Annotated in this window: 15 protein-coding genes and 1 tRNA gene; 6 read left to right on the plus strand and 10 right to left on the minus strand. The window is 52.1% G+C overall.

Features of this window, described 5'->3' with window-relative positions:
- Positions 1-285: 285 nt before the first annotated feature.
- The gene (locus tag IBT54_RS06570) at positions 286-933 is read right to left on the minus strand and encodes a YchE family NAAT transporter (RefSeq protein WP_201251851.1); all 648 of its coding nucleotides are present in this window, start codon (positions 931-933) and stop codon (positions 286-288) included.
- 459 nt (positions 934-1,392) lie between these two features.
- Here IBT54_RS06570 and adhE point away from each other — a divergent pair, with 459 nt between their 5' ends.
- Positions 1,393-4,080 (plus strand): bifunctional acetaldehyde-CoA/alcohol dehydrogenase, encoded by a 2,688-nt coding sequence (adhE, locus tag IBT54_RS06575; protein ID WP_013358047.1) that lies wholly within the window; start codon positions 1,393-1,395, stop codon positions 4,078-4,080.
- 68 nt (positions 4,081-4,148) lie between these two features.
- Here adhE and tdk read toward each other — a convergent pair whose 3' ends face one another.
- Positions 4,149-4,769, minus strand: a complete 621-nt coding sequence (gene tdk / locus IBT54_RS06580) for a thymidine kinase (RefSeq protein ID WP_033783265.1) — start codon at positions 4,767-4,769, stop codon at positions 4,149-4,151.
- A gap of 408 nt (positions 4,770-5,177) precedes the next feature.
- Between tdk and hns the strand changes: the two genes are divergently transcribed.
- Positions 5,178-5,588 carry a histone-like nucleoid-structuring protein H-NS gene (gene hns / locus IBT54_RS06585; protein WP_033732837.1) on the plus strand — a complete coding sequence of 137 codons (411 nt, stop codon included), beginning with the start codon at positions 5,178-5,180 and terminating at the stop codon, positions 5,586-5,588.
- Positions 5,589-5,663: 75 nt separating this feature from the next.
- On the opposite strand, the gene IBT54_RS06590 is transcribed toward hns, so the two are convergent.
- The 5 genes from IBT54_RS06590 to rssA form a co-directional block, all read right to left on the minus strand.
- A complete protein-coding gene (locus tag IBT54_RS06590; RefSeq protein WP_201251852.1) occupies positions 5,664-6,671 on the minus strand; it encodes an NAD-dependent epimerase in 1,008 nt (335 codons plus the stop codon).
- 14 nt (positions 6,672-6,685) lie between these two features.
- The gene (locus IBT54_RS06595) at positions 6,686-8,026 is read right to left on the minus strand and encodes a UDP-glucose/GDP-mannose dehydrogenase family protein (RefSeq protein WP_013358051.1); all 1,341 of its coding nucleotides are present in this window, start codon (positions 8,024-8,026) and stop codon (positions 6,686-6,688) included.
- Positions 8,027-8,048: 22 nt separating this feature from the next.
- Entirely contained in the window at positions 8,049-8,957 is a 909-nt protein-coding gene (gene galU, locus IBT54_RS06600) for a UTP--glucose-1-phosphate uridylyltransferase GalU (RefSeq protein WP_013358052.1), read from the minus strand.
- A gap of 193 nt (positions 8,958-9,150) precedes the next feature.
- Entirely contained in the window at positions 9,151-10,167 is a 1,017-nt protein-coding gene (gene rssB / locus IBT54_RS06605) for a two-component system response regulator RssB (RefSeq protein WP_013358053.1), read from the minus strand.
- A gap of 99 nt (positions 10,168-10,266) precedes the next feature.
- Positions 10,267-11,172, minus strand: coding sequence for a patatin-like phospholipase RssA (gene rssA / locus IBT54_RS06610; protein WP_013358054.1), 906 nt, complete (start codon positions 11,170-11,172; stop codon positions 10,267-10,269).
- A 96-nt stretch (positions 11,173-11,268) separates the two neighbouring features.
- Here rssA and IBT54_RS06615 point away from each other — a divergent pair, with 96 nt between their 5' ends.
- From IBT54_RS06615 to xthA, 4 genes are all read left to right on the plus strand, one after another.
- Positions 11,269-11,724, plus strand: a complete 456-nt coding sequence (locus IBT54_RS06615; protein ID WP_071822179.1) for a YchJ family protein — start codon at positions 11,269-11,271, stop codon at positions 11,722-11,724.
- A 56-nt stretch (positions 11,725-11,780) separates the two neighbouring features.
- Positions 11,781-12,629, plus strand: a complete 849-nt coding sequence (gene purU / locus IBT54_RS06620; RefSeq protein ID WP_003852258.1) for a formyltetrahydrofolate deformylase — start codon at positions 11,781-11,783, stop codon at positions 12,627-12,629.
- 144 nt (positions 12,630-12,773) lie between these two features.
- Positions 12,774-12,858, plus strand: a tRNA-Tyr gene (locus IBT54_RS06625).
- Positions 12,859-13,028: 170 nt separating this feature from the next.
- Positions 13,029-13,835, plus strand: a complete 807-nt coding sequence (xthA, locus tag IBT54_RS06630) for an exodeoxyribonuclease III (protein WP_201251853.1) — start codon at positions 13,029-13,031, stop codon at positions 13,833-13,835.
- Positions 13,836-13,868: 33 nt separating this feature from the next.
- On the opposite strand, the gene IBT54_RS06635 is transcribed toward xthA, so the two are convergent.
- The 3 genes from IBT54_RS06635 to IBT54_RS06645 form a co-directional block, all read right to left on the minus strand.
- Entirely contained in the window at positions 13,869-14,180 is a 312-nt protein-coding gene (locus IBT54_RS06635; RefSeq protein WP_003852760.1) for a YnjH family protein, read from the minus strand.
- Complete coding sequence (locus IBT54_RS06640; protein WP_201251854.1) at positions 14,177-16,093, minus strand: DNA topoisomerase III; 1,917 nt, start codon at positions 16,091-16,093, stop codon at positions 14,177-14,179. Before IBT54_RS06640 ends, IBT54_RS06635 begins: the two co-directional genes overlap by 4 nt.
- Before the next feature lie 193 nt (positions 16,094-16,286).
- Positions 16,287-16,838, minus strand: coding sequence for an NAD(P)H nitroreductase (locus tag IBT54_RS06645; protein ID WP_201251855.1), 552 nt, complete (start codon positions 16,836-16,838; stop codon positions 16,287-16,289).
- Between the last annotated feature and the right edge of the window lie 142 nt (positions 16,839-16,980).

Genomic DNA, 16,980 nt, shown 5'->3' on the forward strand with positions numbered 1-16,980 from the left:
GGTATTTGTATTGATAAAAACGGCAAGGACGTGATGAAATTCAGGCTGAGCACTAAACCATGGGGATTTATCGGGTTAAGTGGAGATCAGATAGCAGATTGTCGTGTGAAAATAGTGACATTATTTTGCAAAAAAAAGTCTGTGAGCAACCCCGCAGTAATGGAATTTATAATCCTCTGTTTTTATTAAGCAGGATGAATAACTGCATTGTTATGGTGCAATAAAACGCTTTACTGCACCACTTCAGGTCACCCTTTCGCTTCGCTGCATGAAATAAGTGAGTATTTAGTTTAGTAAGCCGGGGAAAATCGACTTCATACCGGTTACGACAAATTCAATGCCCAGCGCCATCAGTAACAGCCCCATAATTCGGGTAATGACGTTAATACCGGTTTGCCCAAGAATCCGCACCATTAATGGCGCAGCCCGGAACAATAGCCAGCAGCAGAACGCAAAAATGGCAATCGCCAGCGTGAATCCCAGCAGATTTATCCAGCTGTGATAGCGGGTACTCCAGACGATGGTCGAGCTGATAGCCCCTGGTCCCGCCATCAGTGGAAATGCCAGAGGTACTACACCCACGCTTTCACGAATCGCGGTTTCTGACTTCTCCTGTTTATTCTGCTTATCCTCGCCCAGCTTGCCGCTGATCATCGACATCGCAATGGTGACAACCAGAATGCCGCCCGCAATACGGAACGAGTCAATCGAAATGCCAAACACACGCAAAATCGCATCGCCGAGGAAAAGTGACGTCCAGAGAATAATGGCAACGGCCAGATTAGCCGTAAGGTTGGTTTTGTTACGCTCCGCCACCCCCTGATAACGCGTCATGCTGATGAACACCGGAATAATGCCTACCGGATTGACCAGCGCAAAGAGCCCGACAAAAAATTTTATATAGCCTGATAGATCTAACAGCGCTGGATTCACAACATTACTCCGTACCACAGGGGGAAAACGCGCCTAATGTATGTGAAAACGTGCAGATACGCCAGATGTGCGCCTGGCTATTTATCCTGATAAACAGCAAAGCATTTAGCGCTTTCCGCCAGAGATTAAAAAGTGGCTGGATTTAGCCACTACCATAAGGTCTAAGCGCAGGAGCAGACCGGCTTAACAGAAAAGCAGTAAAAAGGGGTGCTGAAAGGTGTCAGCTTGCGCTTAAATTGATCTGCATCAAAATTAACCTACCCCAAACCAGGTAATCTTTTCTTAACGGAAGTATAAGCGTCAGCGTAAGAAAGCTCGTTAACGCCAGCAGAAGACTCGTTCAGTAAACAGTTGAAAATCCACGCTTTACCTGCCAGCCAGTCACGTTATTTCCGCGTGACTATACTCAGGACGCAGGATTGTTTACTAAAAAAGATTAACTTCCTTCAGGAGAACACCATGGCCGTAACCAATGTCGCTGAACTCAATGCACTGGTCGAACGTGTAAAAAAAGCCCAGCGTGAATATGCCAACTTTTCTCAACAACAGGTCGACGCCATCTTTCGTGCCGCCGCCCTTGCCGCCGCAGACGCCCGAATCCCGCTAGCTAAGATGGCCGTTGCCGAATCCGGTATGGGCATCGTCGAAGACAAAGTCATTAAAAACCACTTTGCTTCTGAGTATATCTACAACGCCTATAAAGATGAAAAGACCTGTGGCGTGTTAGCCACTGATGATACGTTCGGTACCATTACCATCGCCGAGCCGATTGGCCTGATTTGCGGTATCGTCCCGACCACCAACCCAACCTCAACCGCCATCTTCAAAGCGTTAATCAGTCTTAAAACCCGTAACGGCATTATCTTTTCGCCCCACCCACGCGCCAAAGACGCAACAAACAAAGCTGCCGATATCGTCTTGCAGGCCGCCATTGCTGCCGGTGCGCCTAAAGACATTATCGGCTGGATCGATGCCCCGTCTGTTGAACTGTCAAACCAGCTGATGCATCACCCTGACATCAACCTGATTCTCGCCACCGGCGGTCCGGGCATGGTGAAAGCGGCATACAGTTCCGGTAAACCGGCGATTGGTGTCGGTGCCGGTAACACGCCGGTAGTGATCGATGAAACTGCCGATGTGAAGCGTGCCGTTGCCTCCATTCTGATGTCGAAAACCTTTGATAATGGGGTGATCTGCGCCTCTGAACAATCTGTCATTGTGGTTGATTCAGTTTATGACGCCGTGCGTGAACGTTTCGCCAGCCATGGCGGCTACATGCTGCAGGGTGCTGAACTGAGCGCTGTACAGAATATCATCCTGAAAAATGGCGGCCTGAATGCGGCCATCGTGGGTCAGCCTGCCTTCAAAATTGCAGAGATGGCGGGTCTCAGCGTGCCACCGAGCACTAAGATCCTGATTGGTGAGGTAAAACTGGTGGATGAGTCTGAGCCATTCGCCCACGAAAAACTCTCACCTACCCTCGCGATGTATCGGGCAAAAGATTTCCAGGATGCCGTAGATAAAGCGGAGAAACTGGTCGCCATGGGCGGTATCGGTCACACCTCCTGCCTTTACACCGACCAGGATAACCAGACTGAGCGCGTGCACTACTTCGGCGACAAAATGAAAACCGCGCGTATTCTGATCAACACCCCTGCCTCTCAGGGCGGTATCGGTGACCTCTACAACTTTAAACTGGCGCCGTCTCTGACGCTGGGTTGTGGTTCCTGGGGCGGTAACTCTATTTCAGAGAACGTCGGTCCAAAACACCTGATCAATACCAAAACTGTCGCCAAGCGAGCTGAGAATATGTTGTGGCATAAACTTCCTAAATCCATCTACTTCCGTCGGGGTTCACTGCCAATTGCGCTGGAAGAAGTGGCAACGGACGGCGCGAAACGTGCCTTTATCGTCACTGACCGCTTCCTGTTCAATAACGGTTATGCTGACCAGGTGACCCGCGTGCTGAAATCACACGGCATCGAGACTGAAGTATTCTTCGAAGTTGAAGCTGACCCAACGCTGAGCATCGTACGCAAAGGTGCAGAGCAGATGAACAGCTTTAAACCTGACGTCATCATTGCGCTGGGCGGCGGTTCCCCAATGGATGCCGCGAAAATCATGTGGGTGATGTACGAACATCCGGAAACCCACTTCGAAGAGCTGGCCTTACGTTTCATGGACATCCGTAAACGTATCTACAAGTTCCCGAAAATGGGCGTCAAAGCACGCATGGTTGCCATTACGACAACCTCAGGTACCGGTTCAGAAGTCACACCGTTCGCTGTGGTAACCGATGATGCGACCGGTCAGAAATATCCTCTGGCTGACTATGCATTGACGCCGGATATGGCGATTGTTGATGCCAACCTGGTGATGGATATGCCGCGTTCACTCTGCGCCTTCGGTGGTCTGGATGCGGTAACCCACGCGCTGGAAGCCTATGTTTCCGTGCTGGCAAATGAATACTCTGATGGTCAGGCGCTGCAGGCACTGAAACTGCTGAAAGAGAACCTGCCGGCCAGCTATGCCGAAGGTGCTAAAAACCCGGTGGCGCGTGAACGCGTTCACAATGCCGCGACTATCGCCGGTATTGCGTTTGCCAACGCCTTCCTCGGGGTCTGTCACTCAATGGCACACAAACTGGGTTCAGAATTCCATATCCCACACGGTCTGGCGAATGCCCTGTTAATCTCGAACGTTATTCGCTACAACGCGAATGACAACCCGACCAAACAGACCGCGTTCAGCCAGTATGATCGTCCACAGGCGCGCCGTCGTTACGCTGAGATTGCTGACCACTTAGGTCTGAGCGCACCGGGCGACCGCACCGCGCAGAAAATTGAGAAGCTACTGGCATGGCTGGACGAGATCAAAACTGAACTCGGTATTCCGACCTCAATCCGCGAAGCCGGTGTGCAGGAAGCGGACTTCCTGGCGAAAGTCGACAAACTGGCCGATGATGCGTTCGATGACCAGTGTACTGGCGCGAACCCACGCTATCCGCTGATTGCTGAGCTGAAACAGATTATGCTCGATACCTACTACGGACGTGAATTTGTCGAACCGTTCTCAAGTGTCGCCGAAGCCGTAGCTGAGCAGCCGGTAAAAGGCGTGAAAGTTGATAAGAAAGTGAAAAAAGTCTGATAGACCGCTTCTGACTATGTGATAAAAAAACCCGCCTCGGCGGGTTTTTTATTGCCTGAATGACGCGGTTAATTCAGCGGAGTCTGTGCGCCGTGAATCGCCTGTAACGATCCCTGCTCTATCGCCTGTTTATAATGCTTACGGCAGACAGAGATATAGCGTTCATTACCGCCAATGACCACCTGCTCGCCTTCACTGAAAGGTTTACCTTCGCTATCCAGTCGCAGCACCATGCTTGCCTTGCGGCCACAGTGACAAATGGTTTTCAGTTCAACCAGCTTATCTGCCCATGCCAGCAGATACTGACTGCCCACAAACAGTTCACCACGAAAATCGGTTCTCAGGCCATAGCAGAGCACCGGAATATCCAGATCGTCTACGACATCAGAGAGCGCTTTAACCTGCTCCCGGGTCAGGAACTGACTCTCATCAACCAGCACGCAGTGGATTGGCTGCGCAGCATGTTCGGCGGCAATGTCGCTGTAGAGTGCGGTTTCAGCATTGTAGAGCATGGCCGGCGACGAGAGTCCGATACGGGAACTCACCTGCCCGGCACCGAACCGGTTATCGATCTCAGCGGTATAGACCAGCGAACGCATGCCGCGCTCCTGATAGTTATAGGAGGATTGCAGCAGTGCCGTCGATTTCCCTGCATTCATAGCAGAGTAATAAAAATAGAGTTGAGCCATAGGAGCGTATCTTCATCAGGACTTAACGGAATGGAGCGCATATTATCACAAAGTGCAGGTAATACGTTGCGCTGTAGCGGTAATTAAAGCGTAACGGCTGAGTGATTATTCCACTTCGTGCTTCACAGGGTGCCGGTTATGTACACTTCACGCTGGATAAGTTTTGCTTATTTTACCCGCAACAAAAGGAATGACATTTTTGTTACCAGGCTAAATACATTAAATTTATTGCATATCAGACCCGCGGAAACTATTTTTTATTTGCCATTACCGTGGAATTTTGAGGGTGATTATTTTAATTACTCTGGCAATTATCGTTCTGAATATTTTTTTAAGATTGAAGTTATTTAATGTCACCACTACTATTAGCGGGCAACACAACTTTTCCCTTATTCAGAGACCAGGACAATGAGCGAAGCACTAAAAGTTCTTAATAATATCCGTACGCTGCGCGCCCAGGCCAGAGAGTATTCCGTCGAAACACTGGAAGAGATGCTGGAAAAACTGGACGTGGTGGTAAAAGAACGCCGCGAAGAAGAGTCACATTTTCAGGCAGAAAATGAAGAACGCACGCGTAAGCTTAATCAGTATCGTGAAATGCTGCTGGCGGATGGAATCGACCCTAATGAACTGATTAACACGCTGACCGCCACTCCCCGCGCTGCGGCAAAAGGTAAACGCTCAGTGCGTCCGGCCAAATATGGTTATACTGATGAAAAAGGCGAGTCCAGAACCTGGACAGGTCAGGGACGGACACCGGCCGTGATTAAAAAAGCGCTGGAAGAACAGGGTAAATCACTGGACGATTTTTTACTGTAATGCATACGGCTTCGCCGCTTAAGCGTTAGCCTGATAACCAATAAAAAGGAAGCCGAAGCTTCCTTTTTCTGTTAATCAGACGCGGTAGAAATCGCGATACCAGTCAACGAAGTTTTTAACGCCCTCTTCGACCCCGGTCTGCGGTTTAAAACCAATGGCCTTATACAGCGCTTCGGTATCCGCACTGGTTTCCAGTACGTCGCCGGGCTGCATTGGCATCAGATTTTTCTTCGCCGTAATCCCCAGGGCTTTCTCAATCGCTTCGATATAGTTCATCAACGTAACCGGCTGACTGTTACCAATATTGTAGACCCGATAAGGCGCAGAGCTGGTTGCGGGTGAACCGGTTTCAACGGTCCAGTTATCATCCTGTTGCGGAATAACATCCTGCAGGCGGACAATCGCTTCAGCAATATCGTCAATATAGGTAAAGTCGCGTTTCATCTGGCCCTGGTTATAAACATCTATCGCTTCACCCGCAATCATTGCCCGGGTGAACTTAAAGAGTGCCATATCGGGACGGCCCCATGGACCGTAAACGGTAAAGAAGCGCAGTCCGGTCGTCGGCAACTGATAAAGATGTGAGTAAGTGTGCGACATTAACTCATTAGCTTTTTTGGTCGCCGCATATAAAGAAACCGGGTGATCAACGCTGTCTTCGGTTGAGAACGGCATTTTGCGATTCAGGCCATAAACTGAACTTGATGAAGCGTAGAGCAGATGTTCAATTTTATGATGACGGCAGCCTTCAAGAATATTGAGGTGACCGCTCAGATTTGAGTCTGCGTAGGCATGGGGGTTTTCAATGGAGTACCTGACGCCAGCCTGAGCGCCAAGGTGAATAACGCGCTGGAATGTGTTCTGGTCGAACAGTGACGCAATTGCGTCACGGTCCGCCAGATCCATCTCAATAAATGTAAAACCAGAATCAGCTTTAATTAAATCGAGACGGGCATGCTTGAGATTTACGTCGTAATAATCATTCAGGTTGTCGATACCGACAACCTGGTGACCGGCGGCCAGCAGACGCTGACTGACATGAAAACCAATAAAGCCTGCGGCACCGGTGACCAGAAAGTTCATAAATCCCTCGTTAATTATGCAGTTTGAATAGACGCTCCGCGGCCGATTGCATAATAAACGAAACCGCGTTTGCTGATACGCTCTGGATCATACAGGTTACGACCATCAAAAATCACGGCTTCTTTCAGTGCATTTTTGATAACGTCGAAGTCAGGCGCACGGAAGTTTTGCCACTCCGTACAGATGACCAGACCGTCTGCGCCCTGCAGTGCGGCTTCTTTGGTACCCATCAGCTTCAGATCGCTGCGGTGACCATAGATGCGCTGCGCTTCATCCATCGCTTCAGGGTCAAACGCCTGAACAGATGCACCCGCTTCCCACAGTGTTTCCATCAGCACACGGCTGGAGGCTTCACGCATGTCGTCAGTGTTCGGCTTGAATGACAGGCCCCAGAGTGCAAACGTTTTACCTTTCAGATCGTCACCAAAATGACGCTTAATGAAGGTAGGCAGCTTGTTTTTCTGGTTGTCATTCACATCTTCCACCGCCTGCAACAGACGTGGCTGATAGCCAATGGACTCAGCGGTACGGATTAACGCCTGCACATCTTTCGGGAAGCAGGAGCCGCCGTAGCCACAGCCAGGATAGATAAAGTGGTAGCCAATGCGGGGATCAGAACCGATACCCTGGCGTACTTTCTCAATATCCGCGCCTAAACGTTCAGCCAGGTTAGACATCTCGTTCATAAAGCTGATTTTGGTGGCCAGCATGCAGTTTGCGGCATACTTGGTCAGCTCTGCGCTGCGGATATCCATCATGATCATGCGATCGTGGTTACGGTTAAACGGCTCATAGAGCTCGCGTAACAGTTCGACCACGTCGTCGTTGTCAGTACCGACAACAATACGCTCCGGACGCATACAGTCATTAACTGCTGCACCCTCTTTCAGGAATTCCGGGTTTGATACCACATCGAAGGTGATGTTGGCGTCACGCGCTTTCAGCGCTTCCGTCATTACTGCACGAACTTTGTCTGCTGTGCCAACCGGAACGGTTGATTTGTCGATAACCACTTTGTGATCGTTCATATGCTGCGCAATGGTGCGCGCTACGGCGGTCACATATTTCAGATCGGCAGAGCCGTCTTCGTCCGGTGGTGTACCAACTGCAATAAACTGCATAACACCATGGTTTACGCCCAGCTCAGCATCAGTGCTGAACTTCAGACGACCCGCTTCGTAATTGGACATTACCAGCGGCGTTAAACCTGGTTCGAAAATAGGAATGATGCCTTTTTTCAGATTTTCGACTTTATTAGCGTCGACATCAATGCAGAGAACGTCATGTCCGACTTCGGCTAACACCGCAGCCTGAACCAGACCGACATAGCCGATACCAAATACAGTGACTTTCATCGAGTTATCCTGTGTTTATGAATTACTTTTTGTTGCCAACTGCGCCATCGAGCCATTCAGAGAAATCTTTGCCCAATACCGGATGACGAACACCGTACTCAACGAAAGCCTGCATGTAGCCCAGCTTGTTACCACAGTCATGGCTCACGCCTTTCAGGTGATAAGCTTCGACAGTCTCTTTTTCCATCAGCATAGCAATGGAGTCAGTCAGCTGAACTTCGCCGCCTGCACCTGGAGGCGTTTTCGCCAGCAGTGGCCAGATGTCTGAAGACAGCACATAACGACCTACAACGGCCAGGTTTGATGGTGATTCTGACGCTTTAGGCTTCTCAACCACACCGACCATAGGTGCGCTGTCGCCTGGGTTCAGTTCTGCGCCCTGGCAATCAACAACACCGTACGCGGTAACATCGGCAACCGGCTCAACCATGATCTGGCTGCGGCCAGACTCTTCATAACGGCTCAGCATCTCTGCCAGGTTATCTTTGGTTGGGTTGGATTCATATTCGTCGATGATGACGTCTGGCAGGATGACCGCAAATGGCTCATCACCGATCAGCGGGTGCGCACACATCACAGCGTGACCCAGACCTTTAGCGATGCCCTGACGGACCTGCATAATGGTAACGTGTGGCGGGCAGATAGACTGGATTTCGTCCAGCAGCTGACGCTTAACGCGTTTTTCCAGCATTGATTCCAGTTCGAAGCTGGTATCAAAGTGGTTTTCGATGGCATTTTTTGATGAATGCGTAACCAGCACAATTTCGTTGATGCCAGCAGCGATACACTCGTTAACGACATACTGGATTAACGGCTTATCAACCAGCGGTAACATCTCTTTTGGAATCGCTTTGGTAGCCGGGAGCATACGCGTACCCAAACCCGCTACCGGGATTACCGCTTTTTTTACTTTGGTATTATTGGCAGACATTAAGATACCTCTCTCATAGGCCGTTCAAGTTAATACTTGATATGTCGGTTTAAAATCGGAAATGAGTATATCAGTTAGTATCGAACGGATTTATCCTGGAAGGGACCAAACCGTCGAAATTAAGACTATTACCCAACTGTAAAGCTAAACTCTGGCCCTGAGATCAGCACCAGAATCTCACTGTTTTTTGCACTTATTCTTCCGTGGACAGCATCAGCCGGATACGACCGCCCGCGCCCCAGACGTGGCACTGCCAGTTGTCTGCGCGCTGACTGATTTGATTAAGATGGGTGCTGCCCATAGTGCCAAGCGGGACACCATTACTGAGCTGAATCTGATGGGCATGAACATGAAGCGTGGCGTTTAATCCGGCCGAAACCAGAATCAGATTTTTTAAACCGCGATGATAGTAACCCACCAGCAGCGGGAACTGACCGCTCAGGTTCGCCTGGCGCAGCAGCAGATTGACCTGTCTGAGTAGTCCATTCAGCTCCGGCAGACGCTGTTTTTGGCCCGTAAGCTGCTCCTGCAGCAGGCCATTAAACAGTGCACGCAGTAATAGCGCCGCTAGCACGCCGTTATCACCGGCGCGCGTCACGTCGAGACAGTAGAACGCCAGATCTTTATCGGAGAGTGCCGCGATATCAAGTACCAGCCCAGGCTGCTCGGCCATCGTCAGCTGACGATAGTTAATCCGGCAGTTAGCAATGGTCTGTTGCACCGGCGGCTGGAGTTGCTTGAGCAGCTTGGCGGCTGCTTTTGGATCGCGAACCAGCGCATCCCAGTCCTGGAAAAGCTGCTCATCCTCTTCCACCTTTGAGGTGAACATTGAGGGATAAAGGCACTCATAAACCGCTTCACGGAAGCGTTCGAAGTTTTTGAGTGGTTTAAGCAGCACATCCTGCACCCCAAGACGCAGTACGTGGGCGATATCGGACATGTTTTCAGTGGCCGAGATGATCAGAATCGGCACGACATTGCCACGGGTACGAATATGCTCAACGAACTGGATGCCACTCATACGGGGCATTTCCAGATCGCAGATAATCAGGTCGACAGTATGCTGTTGTAGTTGTGCAATTGCTTCCAGACCATCTTCCGCTTGTAACGTCACAGCACCCATCGATAACAAAAATTGGTCCAGCAACGAACGGAAAACAGCCTCATCTTCGACAATGAGTATCTTTTTGCCGAGTAGTGGTTTTTCCATTCTTTCCCCCTGCGTACCAGATAATTCAATAGTGGTTCATAAAACGCAGTTGCGCCTTTCAGAATTGCCCGAAGTCACCGTTTTGAATGAACAACCTGATTATCTGCCACGGACCAGTGGTAATAGTTCATCCATTTTCTTCTCTACGGCGGCCCTGCCTGCCTCAATGGCCTCTTCAGCACGATGAAAGTCCAGCGTCGAAATTTGCGGACAGACCGGCTGTATCAAAACATCGGGCGGATCGCCTGCCATACGGTTTCGCTTAAGACGATTCTCCAGCACCTGGATAGAGGTAGACATAATCTCCATCGCGCCAGGTGACTGAGATGCACGGCGCTGAGTGAAATTCACCAGGCGCTGTCGCAACTTTCCACTCCAACTCAATGCCGCTGCGGCGGCTTCTTCTTCACTGTTCTGAGGTGTAACGGAAAAGAGATCCTGCTGCATTAAATGTGCGTCATGCTGTAAGTCAACGGCGATAACAATGTCTGCCCCCAGGGCACGCGTCAGTGAAATCGGCACCGGGTTCACGACGGCGCCATCCACCAGCCAATACCCATTGTAGCCCACCGGCGGTAATAAACCTGGCATACTGCAGGATGCGCGTACCGCCTGATGAAGATCGCCTTCAGTCAGCCAGAGCTCACGCCCCGTACTCAGGTTGGTCGCCACCACGCCGAAGGGTTTATTACAGTGCTCTATCGCATCATTCGGGATCAACTGACGGACATGGCTGAATACCCGCTCGCCGCGTAATAGCCCGCCACGCTGCCATGAGACATCCATCAGGCGAATTACATCCCAGTAGCGAAATGCGCTCACCCATTTCTGCATCAGCGGCAGACGGTTATTCACATAGGCAGACCCGACCAGTGCGCCGACTGAGCAGCCTGCAACAACGTCGATCTCAATGCCCGCACGTTCCAGCGCGTTAATCACGCCAATATGCGCCCATCCCTTGGCCGCTCCAGACCCCAGAGCCAATCCAATTTTTACCTTTCTCATTTGTATCTGGTCCTGCCGTCAATACGTAGCGTCACAACGTGGGGTCAGCTAACATAGCGCGCTTGTGAAATCGACTCATCATTCCCGGGAGACAATGTGTCAGAAACCTGCCCATGTTGTAGCGGAGAGCAGTATAGCGTATGTTGCGGGCCCTTTCTGCAGGGTAACCAGATTCCTGTTACAGCTGAGCAACTTATGCGATCCCGTTATTGCGCCTATGTTCAGCATAATGCGGACTATCTGGTTGCAACCTGGCATCCTGAGAAACGCCATCCGGCGCTGTCGGGGCTTTTATCTGAAAGTTTTCCAGGCACCGAATGGCTTAGCCTGAATGTAACCCGTTGTAATCATGGAAGCCATGAGAACGAAGCTTTCGTTACCTTTTTTGCGCGATACCGCGAGAAAACCAACATTCATACCATTCATGAGTGTTCACGCTTTCTTCGCGAGGATCAACGCTGGTACTATGTTGACGGAACAGAACCGCCCGTGGGGCGTAACGATCCCTGCCCGTGCGGCAGTGGCAAAAAATACAAAAAATGTTGTGGTTAAGCTGACGGCTACCCCAGCGGTTTACACCCTAATGCTTTGACAGGACTCTGATTGAGATGCAAGCGCAAACCATGCAAAGAAAAGTTTTACGAACCATTTGTCCCGATGCAAAAGGTCTGATCGCCAAAATCACCAATATTTGTTACAAGCACGAACTTAATATCGTGCAGAACAATGAGTTTGTTGATCATCGCACCGGGCGTTTTTTCATGCGCACCGAGCTGGAAGGGATTTTTAACGACAATACCCTGCTCGCCGATCTCGACAGCGCCCTGCCGCAGGGTTCCGTGCGGGAACTTCACAGTGCCGGTCGCCGTCGCGTAGTGATTCTGGTGACTAAAGAGGCACACTGCCTGGGCGATCTGTTAATGAAGAGCGCATTTGGCGGCCTGGATATGGAAATTGCAGCGGTAGTGGGTAACCACGACACCCTGCGTTCACTGGTTGAGCGTTTCGATATTCCGTTTGTGCTGGTGAGTCATGAGGGGCTGACGCGTGAAGAGCACGATAACCGCATGGTAGAAGAGATTGACCGCTATCAGCCCGATTACGTGGTGCTGGCAAAATATATGCGCGTTCTGACGCCCGCTTTCGTGCAGCGTTATCCGAACCAGATTATCAATATTCATCACTCCTTCCTGCCCGCCTTTATCGGAGCCCGCCCTTACCATCAGGCTTATGAGCGTGGCGTGAAAATCATCGGTGCTACCGCGCACTACGTGAATGACAACCTCGATGAAGGTCCAATCATCATGCAGGATGTGATTAACGTCGATCACAGCTACACCGCGGATGAGATGATGCGTGCCGGTCGCGACGTGGAAAAGAATGTCCTGAGCAACGCTCTGTACAAAGTACTGGGACAACGCGTGTTCGTTTACGGTAACCGTACGATTATTCTTTAATCAGCCAGGGCGCTGAATTGTCTGCAGATTCAGCGCTACGTGTAAAAAGTGGGCAAACAGTTGCGGTTTTGCCAGTGGGCGCTTTACACCCTTATCGCATTTGGTATGATGCGCCCCGCTTTAAGAGACAAAGATTCAGGCCATGGTGGGATTCCCGAGCGGCCAAAGGGAGCAGACTGTAAATCTGCCGTCACAGACTTCGAAGGTTCGAATCCTTCTCCCACCACCATCTTGTATATCGCACACGACTCCCAAAAAATATCTGAGCCCCTTGTTCTGCCTTACACCTCCTCACGTTTCTTACCCGCTTTCACACAATCTCAGCCTGTTCTGCCATGACTTCTTCAATAAAAATCGCTACCATCTTTGCCCATTACTCGCTGAACAATGGTCGATCTCATGAAATTTGTTTCATTTAACATCAATGGGTTGCGCGCCCGCCCGCATCAGCTTCAGGCGCTTGTCGAACAGCATCAGCCCGATGTGATCGGTCTGCAGGAAACCAAGGTCCACGACGACATGTTTCCGCTGGAGGAGGTGGCAAAGCTTGGCTATCACGTCTTTTATCATGGACAGAAAGGCCACTACGGCGTGGCGTTGCTAACCAAAGCGCAGCCCGTTTCAGTGAGCCGGGGCTTTCCGGGCGATGACGAAGAGTCCCAGCGCCGCCTGATCATGGCGGAAATCCCCAGCCCGATTGGCGACATCACAGTGATCAATGGCTATTTCCCACAGGGCGAAAGTCGCGACCACCCCACCAAGTTCCCGGCTAAAGAGAAGTTCTATCGCGATCTGCAACGCCTGCTGACCGACGATTTGCCTGCCGATAAACCGGTTCTGGTTATGGGTGACATGAATATCAGCAGCACCGATCTGGATATTGGTATTGGTGAGGAGAGCCGCAAGCGCTGGCTGCGCACCGGCAAATGCTCTTTCCTGCCGGAAGAGCGTGAGTGGATGGATCGCCTGCTGGGCTGGGGACTGGTGGATACCTGGCGCGAGCACAATCCGGAAATAGCGGACCGTTTCTCCTGGTTCGATTATCGTTCGAAAGGGTTTGATGATAATCGTGGCTTACGCATTGATTTAGTGCTGGCAAGTAAAAATCTGGCAGCACACTGCGTTGAGAGCGGCATTGATTATGAGATTCGGGGCATGGAGAAGCCGTCTGACCACGCCCCCATCTGGTCAACCTTCCGCTTTTAATTAATGGTCGCGTGGCAGAACGCCACGCGACGGCTATTTCACTATTTTCCAGATCAGGTTGTTGGTGCCAAGAGACTGTTCATCACGCGCGCACTGCAGCAGCACACCCTCAGATTTCACTACCGCGCCTTCTGTGTAGTTGCGGTTCTCAAAAATACAGCAGCGGAGACAGTCCTGCTGGCGTCTCTCTGACTGCGTCCAGGCTTCCGGCGGCATATCCACCACCACATCGGTGTTCACACCGTTGCTGCCCTGTTGTGGCATCGACTGATAACGACTGTTGGCCTGCACTGCGCTGGTCACCAGCGTCAGAGCCACGACCAGAAATACCGAATAATGCCTCATTCCGTCTCCTTCACTTTACGCCTGGTTTTGCGCACCGGACGTTTATGTCCGGTGGACGGTAATCCCCGAAATGCATGCGCCGCAGGCTGCTGCCGCGCCTGCTGGATAAGGCCGGTTAAGGTCTGCACCAGCGGCTGCATAAACTCATCATAGCGGCAGGCCTTTTCGCTGATACGCGTCAGTGTCGATTCCCACTGCGCCGTCATATCCGGGCGCGCTGCCAGATCGGGCAGAGAGTGAATCAGGGCGCGTCCGGCATCCGTGGAATTGATGTAACGGCCCTTCTTCACCAGGAAGCCACGACGAAACAGTAATTCGATAATGCCGGCGCGTGTGGCTTCCGTTCCTAAACCATCGGTCGCACGCAGCACTTTCTTTAATTCTTTATCCTGAACGAAACGGGCGATGCCGGTCATTGCAGAAAGAATGGTGGCATCGGTAAACGGTCGAGGCGGCTGAGTCTGCTTCGCCAGCACCTCGCCACGCTCACACAGCAACTCATCGCCTTTCGCCACTACCGGCAGCGGCATGCCGTCGTTCTCTTCATCCCGCTCTTTGCTGCCCAGCAGCGCACGCCAGCCAGCCTCTGCGAGGAAGCGCGCTTTCGCCATAAACTTTCCGCCCGCAATATCAAGATCGATGACACATTTACGGAATACCGCATCCGGGCAGAACTGCATCAGATACTGGCGCGCTACCAGCTCATAAATGTGCTGTTCGTTTTCACTGAGCTTCACCGCGCTGCTTCGGGCCGTGGGAATAATGGCATGGTGAGCATCGACTTTTTTATCGTCCCAGCAGCGATTTCTGCGAGCGGCGTTAAAGTCTGCTGGTGGCGTGAGCTGGGGCTGATGCGCCTGTATCGCCTTCAAGACCGTATGACGACCGGCAAAATGCTCTTCCGGCAGATAGCGGCTGTCTGAACGCGGGTAGGTAATCAGTTTGTGGGTTTCATAGAGCCGCTGACAGGTGTCCAGGACCGTCTGGGCACTCAGTCCGTAACGTTTCGCGGCCTCGATCTGCAGACTGGACAGGGAGAATGGCAACGGAGCGACGTCATTTTCGCGCTTATCGCTGTAGGCCGTGACGATGGCGGGCTGACCGGTGATACGCGCCACCACATGATCGGCCAGTGCGCGTTTGAGCAGCCGTCCCTCTTCATCCTGCCACGGCTCACAGGCTTCGCTGGGGATCCAGCTGGCAACAAATCTGGCACCATCAGGCGTGAGGATATGCGCTTTAACTTCGAAGTAGTCTTTCGGCACGAAGTTCTCGATCTCTTCATCGCGCCGCACTACCAGCCCCAGCACCGGTGTCTGTACCCGGCCTACTGACAGCACACCATCGTAGCCGGCATTGCGTCCCAGCAGCGTCCAGGCGCGGGTCATATTGATGCCGTAGAGCCAGTCAGCCCGGGCGCGGGCCAGCGCAGAGACGCACAGCGGGATAAACTCGCGATTCTCACGCAGGCGATTTACGGCGCGATCCACTGCCTGAGGGTTAAGATCGTTGATCAGACAGCGCTGCACTTTACTGCGTTTTTCAGCGGGCAGGTTCAGGTAATCCAACACCTCATCCACCAGCAACTGCCCTTCCCGATCCGGGTCACCGGCATGTACCACTTCACTCGCCTGCGCCAGCAGACCCTCCACCACTTTCAGCTGCTTCGCAACCGACGGACGTGGTTTCAGCTGCCATTTTTCCGGAATGATCGGCAAATCGTTCAGCGACCAGCGCGCGTAACGGCTGTCATAACTGTCGGGCTGCGCCTGCTCAAGAAGGTGTCCCACGCACCAGGTGACGATCTGATCGTTGCCGCAGGCAATAAAGCCATCACCGCGGCGATGCGGTTTCGGCAGCACATCTGCGATAGCACGCCCAAGGCTCGGTTTTTCCGCAATAAACAAACGCATTGAATCAGGACATCCTTAACATCAGGGGAACACAGTGATAACCGGTTGTTCGCTGTCGGTTTGAATCTCGCGGGCTATGTTAGCCTGGCAGGGCTTCGGGTGTAAGCATGACGCGCGGTGTTAGCGATCGTTCGCACAGGAACCGTGCAACAGGCAGGGCTGAAATGCACCCTGCCGGAACCGGACAGGCAGATCAGAAGTAACGGACGAAAGGCGCAGTGTCTGGCGGGAGCACCGTAGTGCTGGATTTCAGTTGCGGGGTACCCAGGTAAAGGAAGCCGACGATGGCATCCTGCTCGCGGCAGCCAAAGCCCTGCCGGACCTGCTCGTCATCGGTCCAGGGACCGCTGCGCCAGATACCGTTGTACCCCTGAGCAAGCGCCGCCATCTGCATCGCCATCACTGCACAGCTGGCCGAGGCAATCTGTTCCCAGCGCGGCACTTTTTGGTGCGCTTCGCAATGTGCCACCACTGTAATGATCATCGGTGCGCGAAACGGCGCCTGGCTTGCTTTATTAATCGCCTTTTCATCCAGCTGGCTATCGCGTGCCGCCTTCTCCAGCAGCTGACTCATCCGGTCACGCCCTTCATTTTCTACAATGATGAAGCGCCAGGGTTGCAGCGTGCCGTGATCCGGGGCGCGCATACCCGCCCGCAGGATATTTTCCAGTGCGTCACCCGCGGGTGCCGGCTCAGTCAGGCGTGAAGCCGAACGTCGGTTGACCAGTAACTCCAGTGCGTCCATGTTTCTCTCCCGATCTCTGTAATGTTGCCGTTATCCTGGCACAGGCAGATTTTTTGTAACAGTGCGCAGTGATTTCCTGCTGACTTTTAACACGCCGCTCTTTAGGATGAGCTCGTCGGGGAAGTCTGGTCCGCGCGGCGGC

It is taken from the genome of Pantoea sp. S62 (assembly GCF_016658625.1).
Classification (GTDB): domain Bacteria; phylum Pseudomonadota; class Gammaproteobacteria; order Enterobacterales; family Enterobacteriaceae; genus Pantoea; species Pantoea vagans.

Bases quoted from the DNA above. Each gene is read 5' to 3' on its own strand.
- adhE (WP_013358047.1), top strand. From the start codon at position 1,393: ATGGCCGTAACCAATGTCGCTGAACTCAATGCACTGGTCGAACGTGTA.
- tdk (WP_033783265.1), bottom strand. From the start codon at position 4,769: ATGGCTCAACTCTATTTTTATTACTCTGCTATGAATGCAGGGAAATCG.
- hns (WP_033732837.1), top strand. From the start codon at position 5,178: ATGAGCGAAGCACTAAAAGTTCTTAATAATATCCGTACGCTGCGCGCC.
- IBT54_RS06590 (WP_201251852.1), bottom strand. From the start codon at position 6,671: ATGAACTTTCTGGTCACCGGTGCCGCAGGCTTTATTGGTTTTCATGTC.
- IBT54_RS06595 (WP_013358051.1), bottom strand. From the start codon at position 8,026: ATGAAAGTCACTGTATTTGGTATCGGCTATGTCGGTCTGGTTCAGGCT.
- galU (WP_013358052.1), bottom strand. From the start codon at position 8,957: ATGTCTGCCAATAATACCAAAGTAAAAAAAGCGGTAATCCCGGTAGCG.
- rssB (WP_013358053.1), bottom strand. From the start codon at position 10,167: ATGGAAAAACCACTACTCGGCAAAAAGATACTCATTGTCGAAGATGAG.
- rssA (WP_013358054.1), bottom strand. From the start codon at position 11,172: ATGAGAAAGGTAAAAATTGGATTGGCTCTGGGGTCTGGAGCGGCCAAG.
- purU (WP_003852258.1), top strand. From the start codon at position 11,781: ATGCAAGCGCAAACCATGCAAAGAAAAGTTTTACGAACCATTTGTCCC.
- xthA (WP_201251853.1), top strand. From the start codon at position 13,029: ATGAAATTTGTTTCATTTAACATCAATGGGTTGCGCGCCCGCCCGCAT.
- IBT54_RS06635 (WP_003852760.1), bottom strand. From the start codon at position 14,180: ATGAGGCATTATTCGGTATTTCTGGTCGTGGCTCTGACGCTGGTGACC.
- IBT54_RS06640 (WP_201251854.1), bottom strand. From the start codon at position 16,093: ATGCGTTTGTTTATTGCGGAAAAACCGAGCCTTGGGCGTGCTATCGCA.
- IBT54_RS06645 (WP_201251855.1), bottom strand. From the start codon at position 16,838: ATGGACGCACTGGAGTTACTGGTCAACCGACGTTCGGCTTCACGCCTG.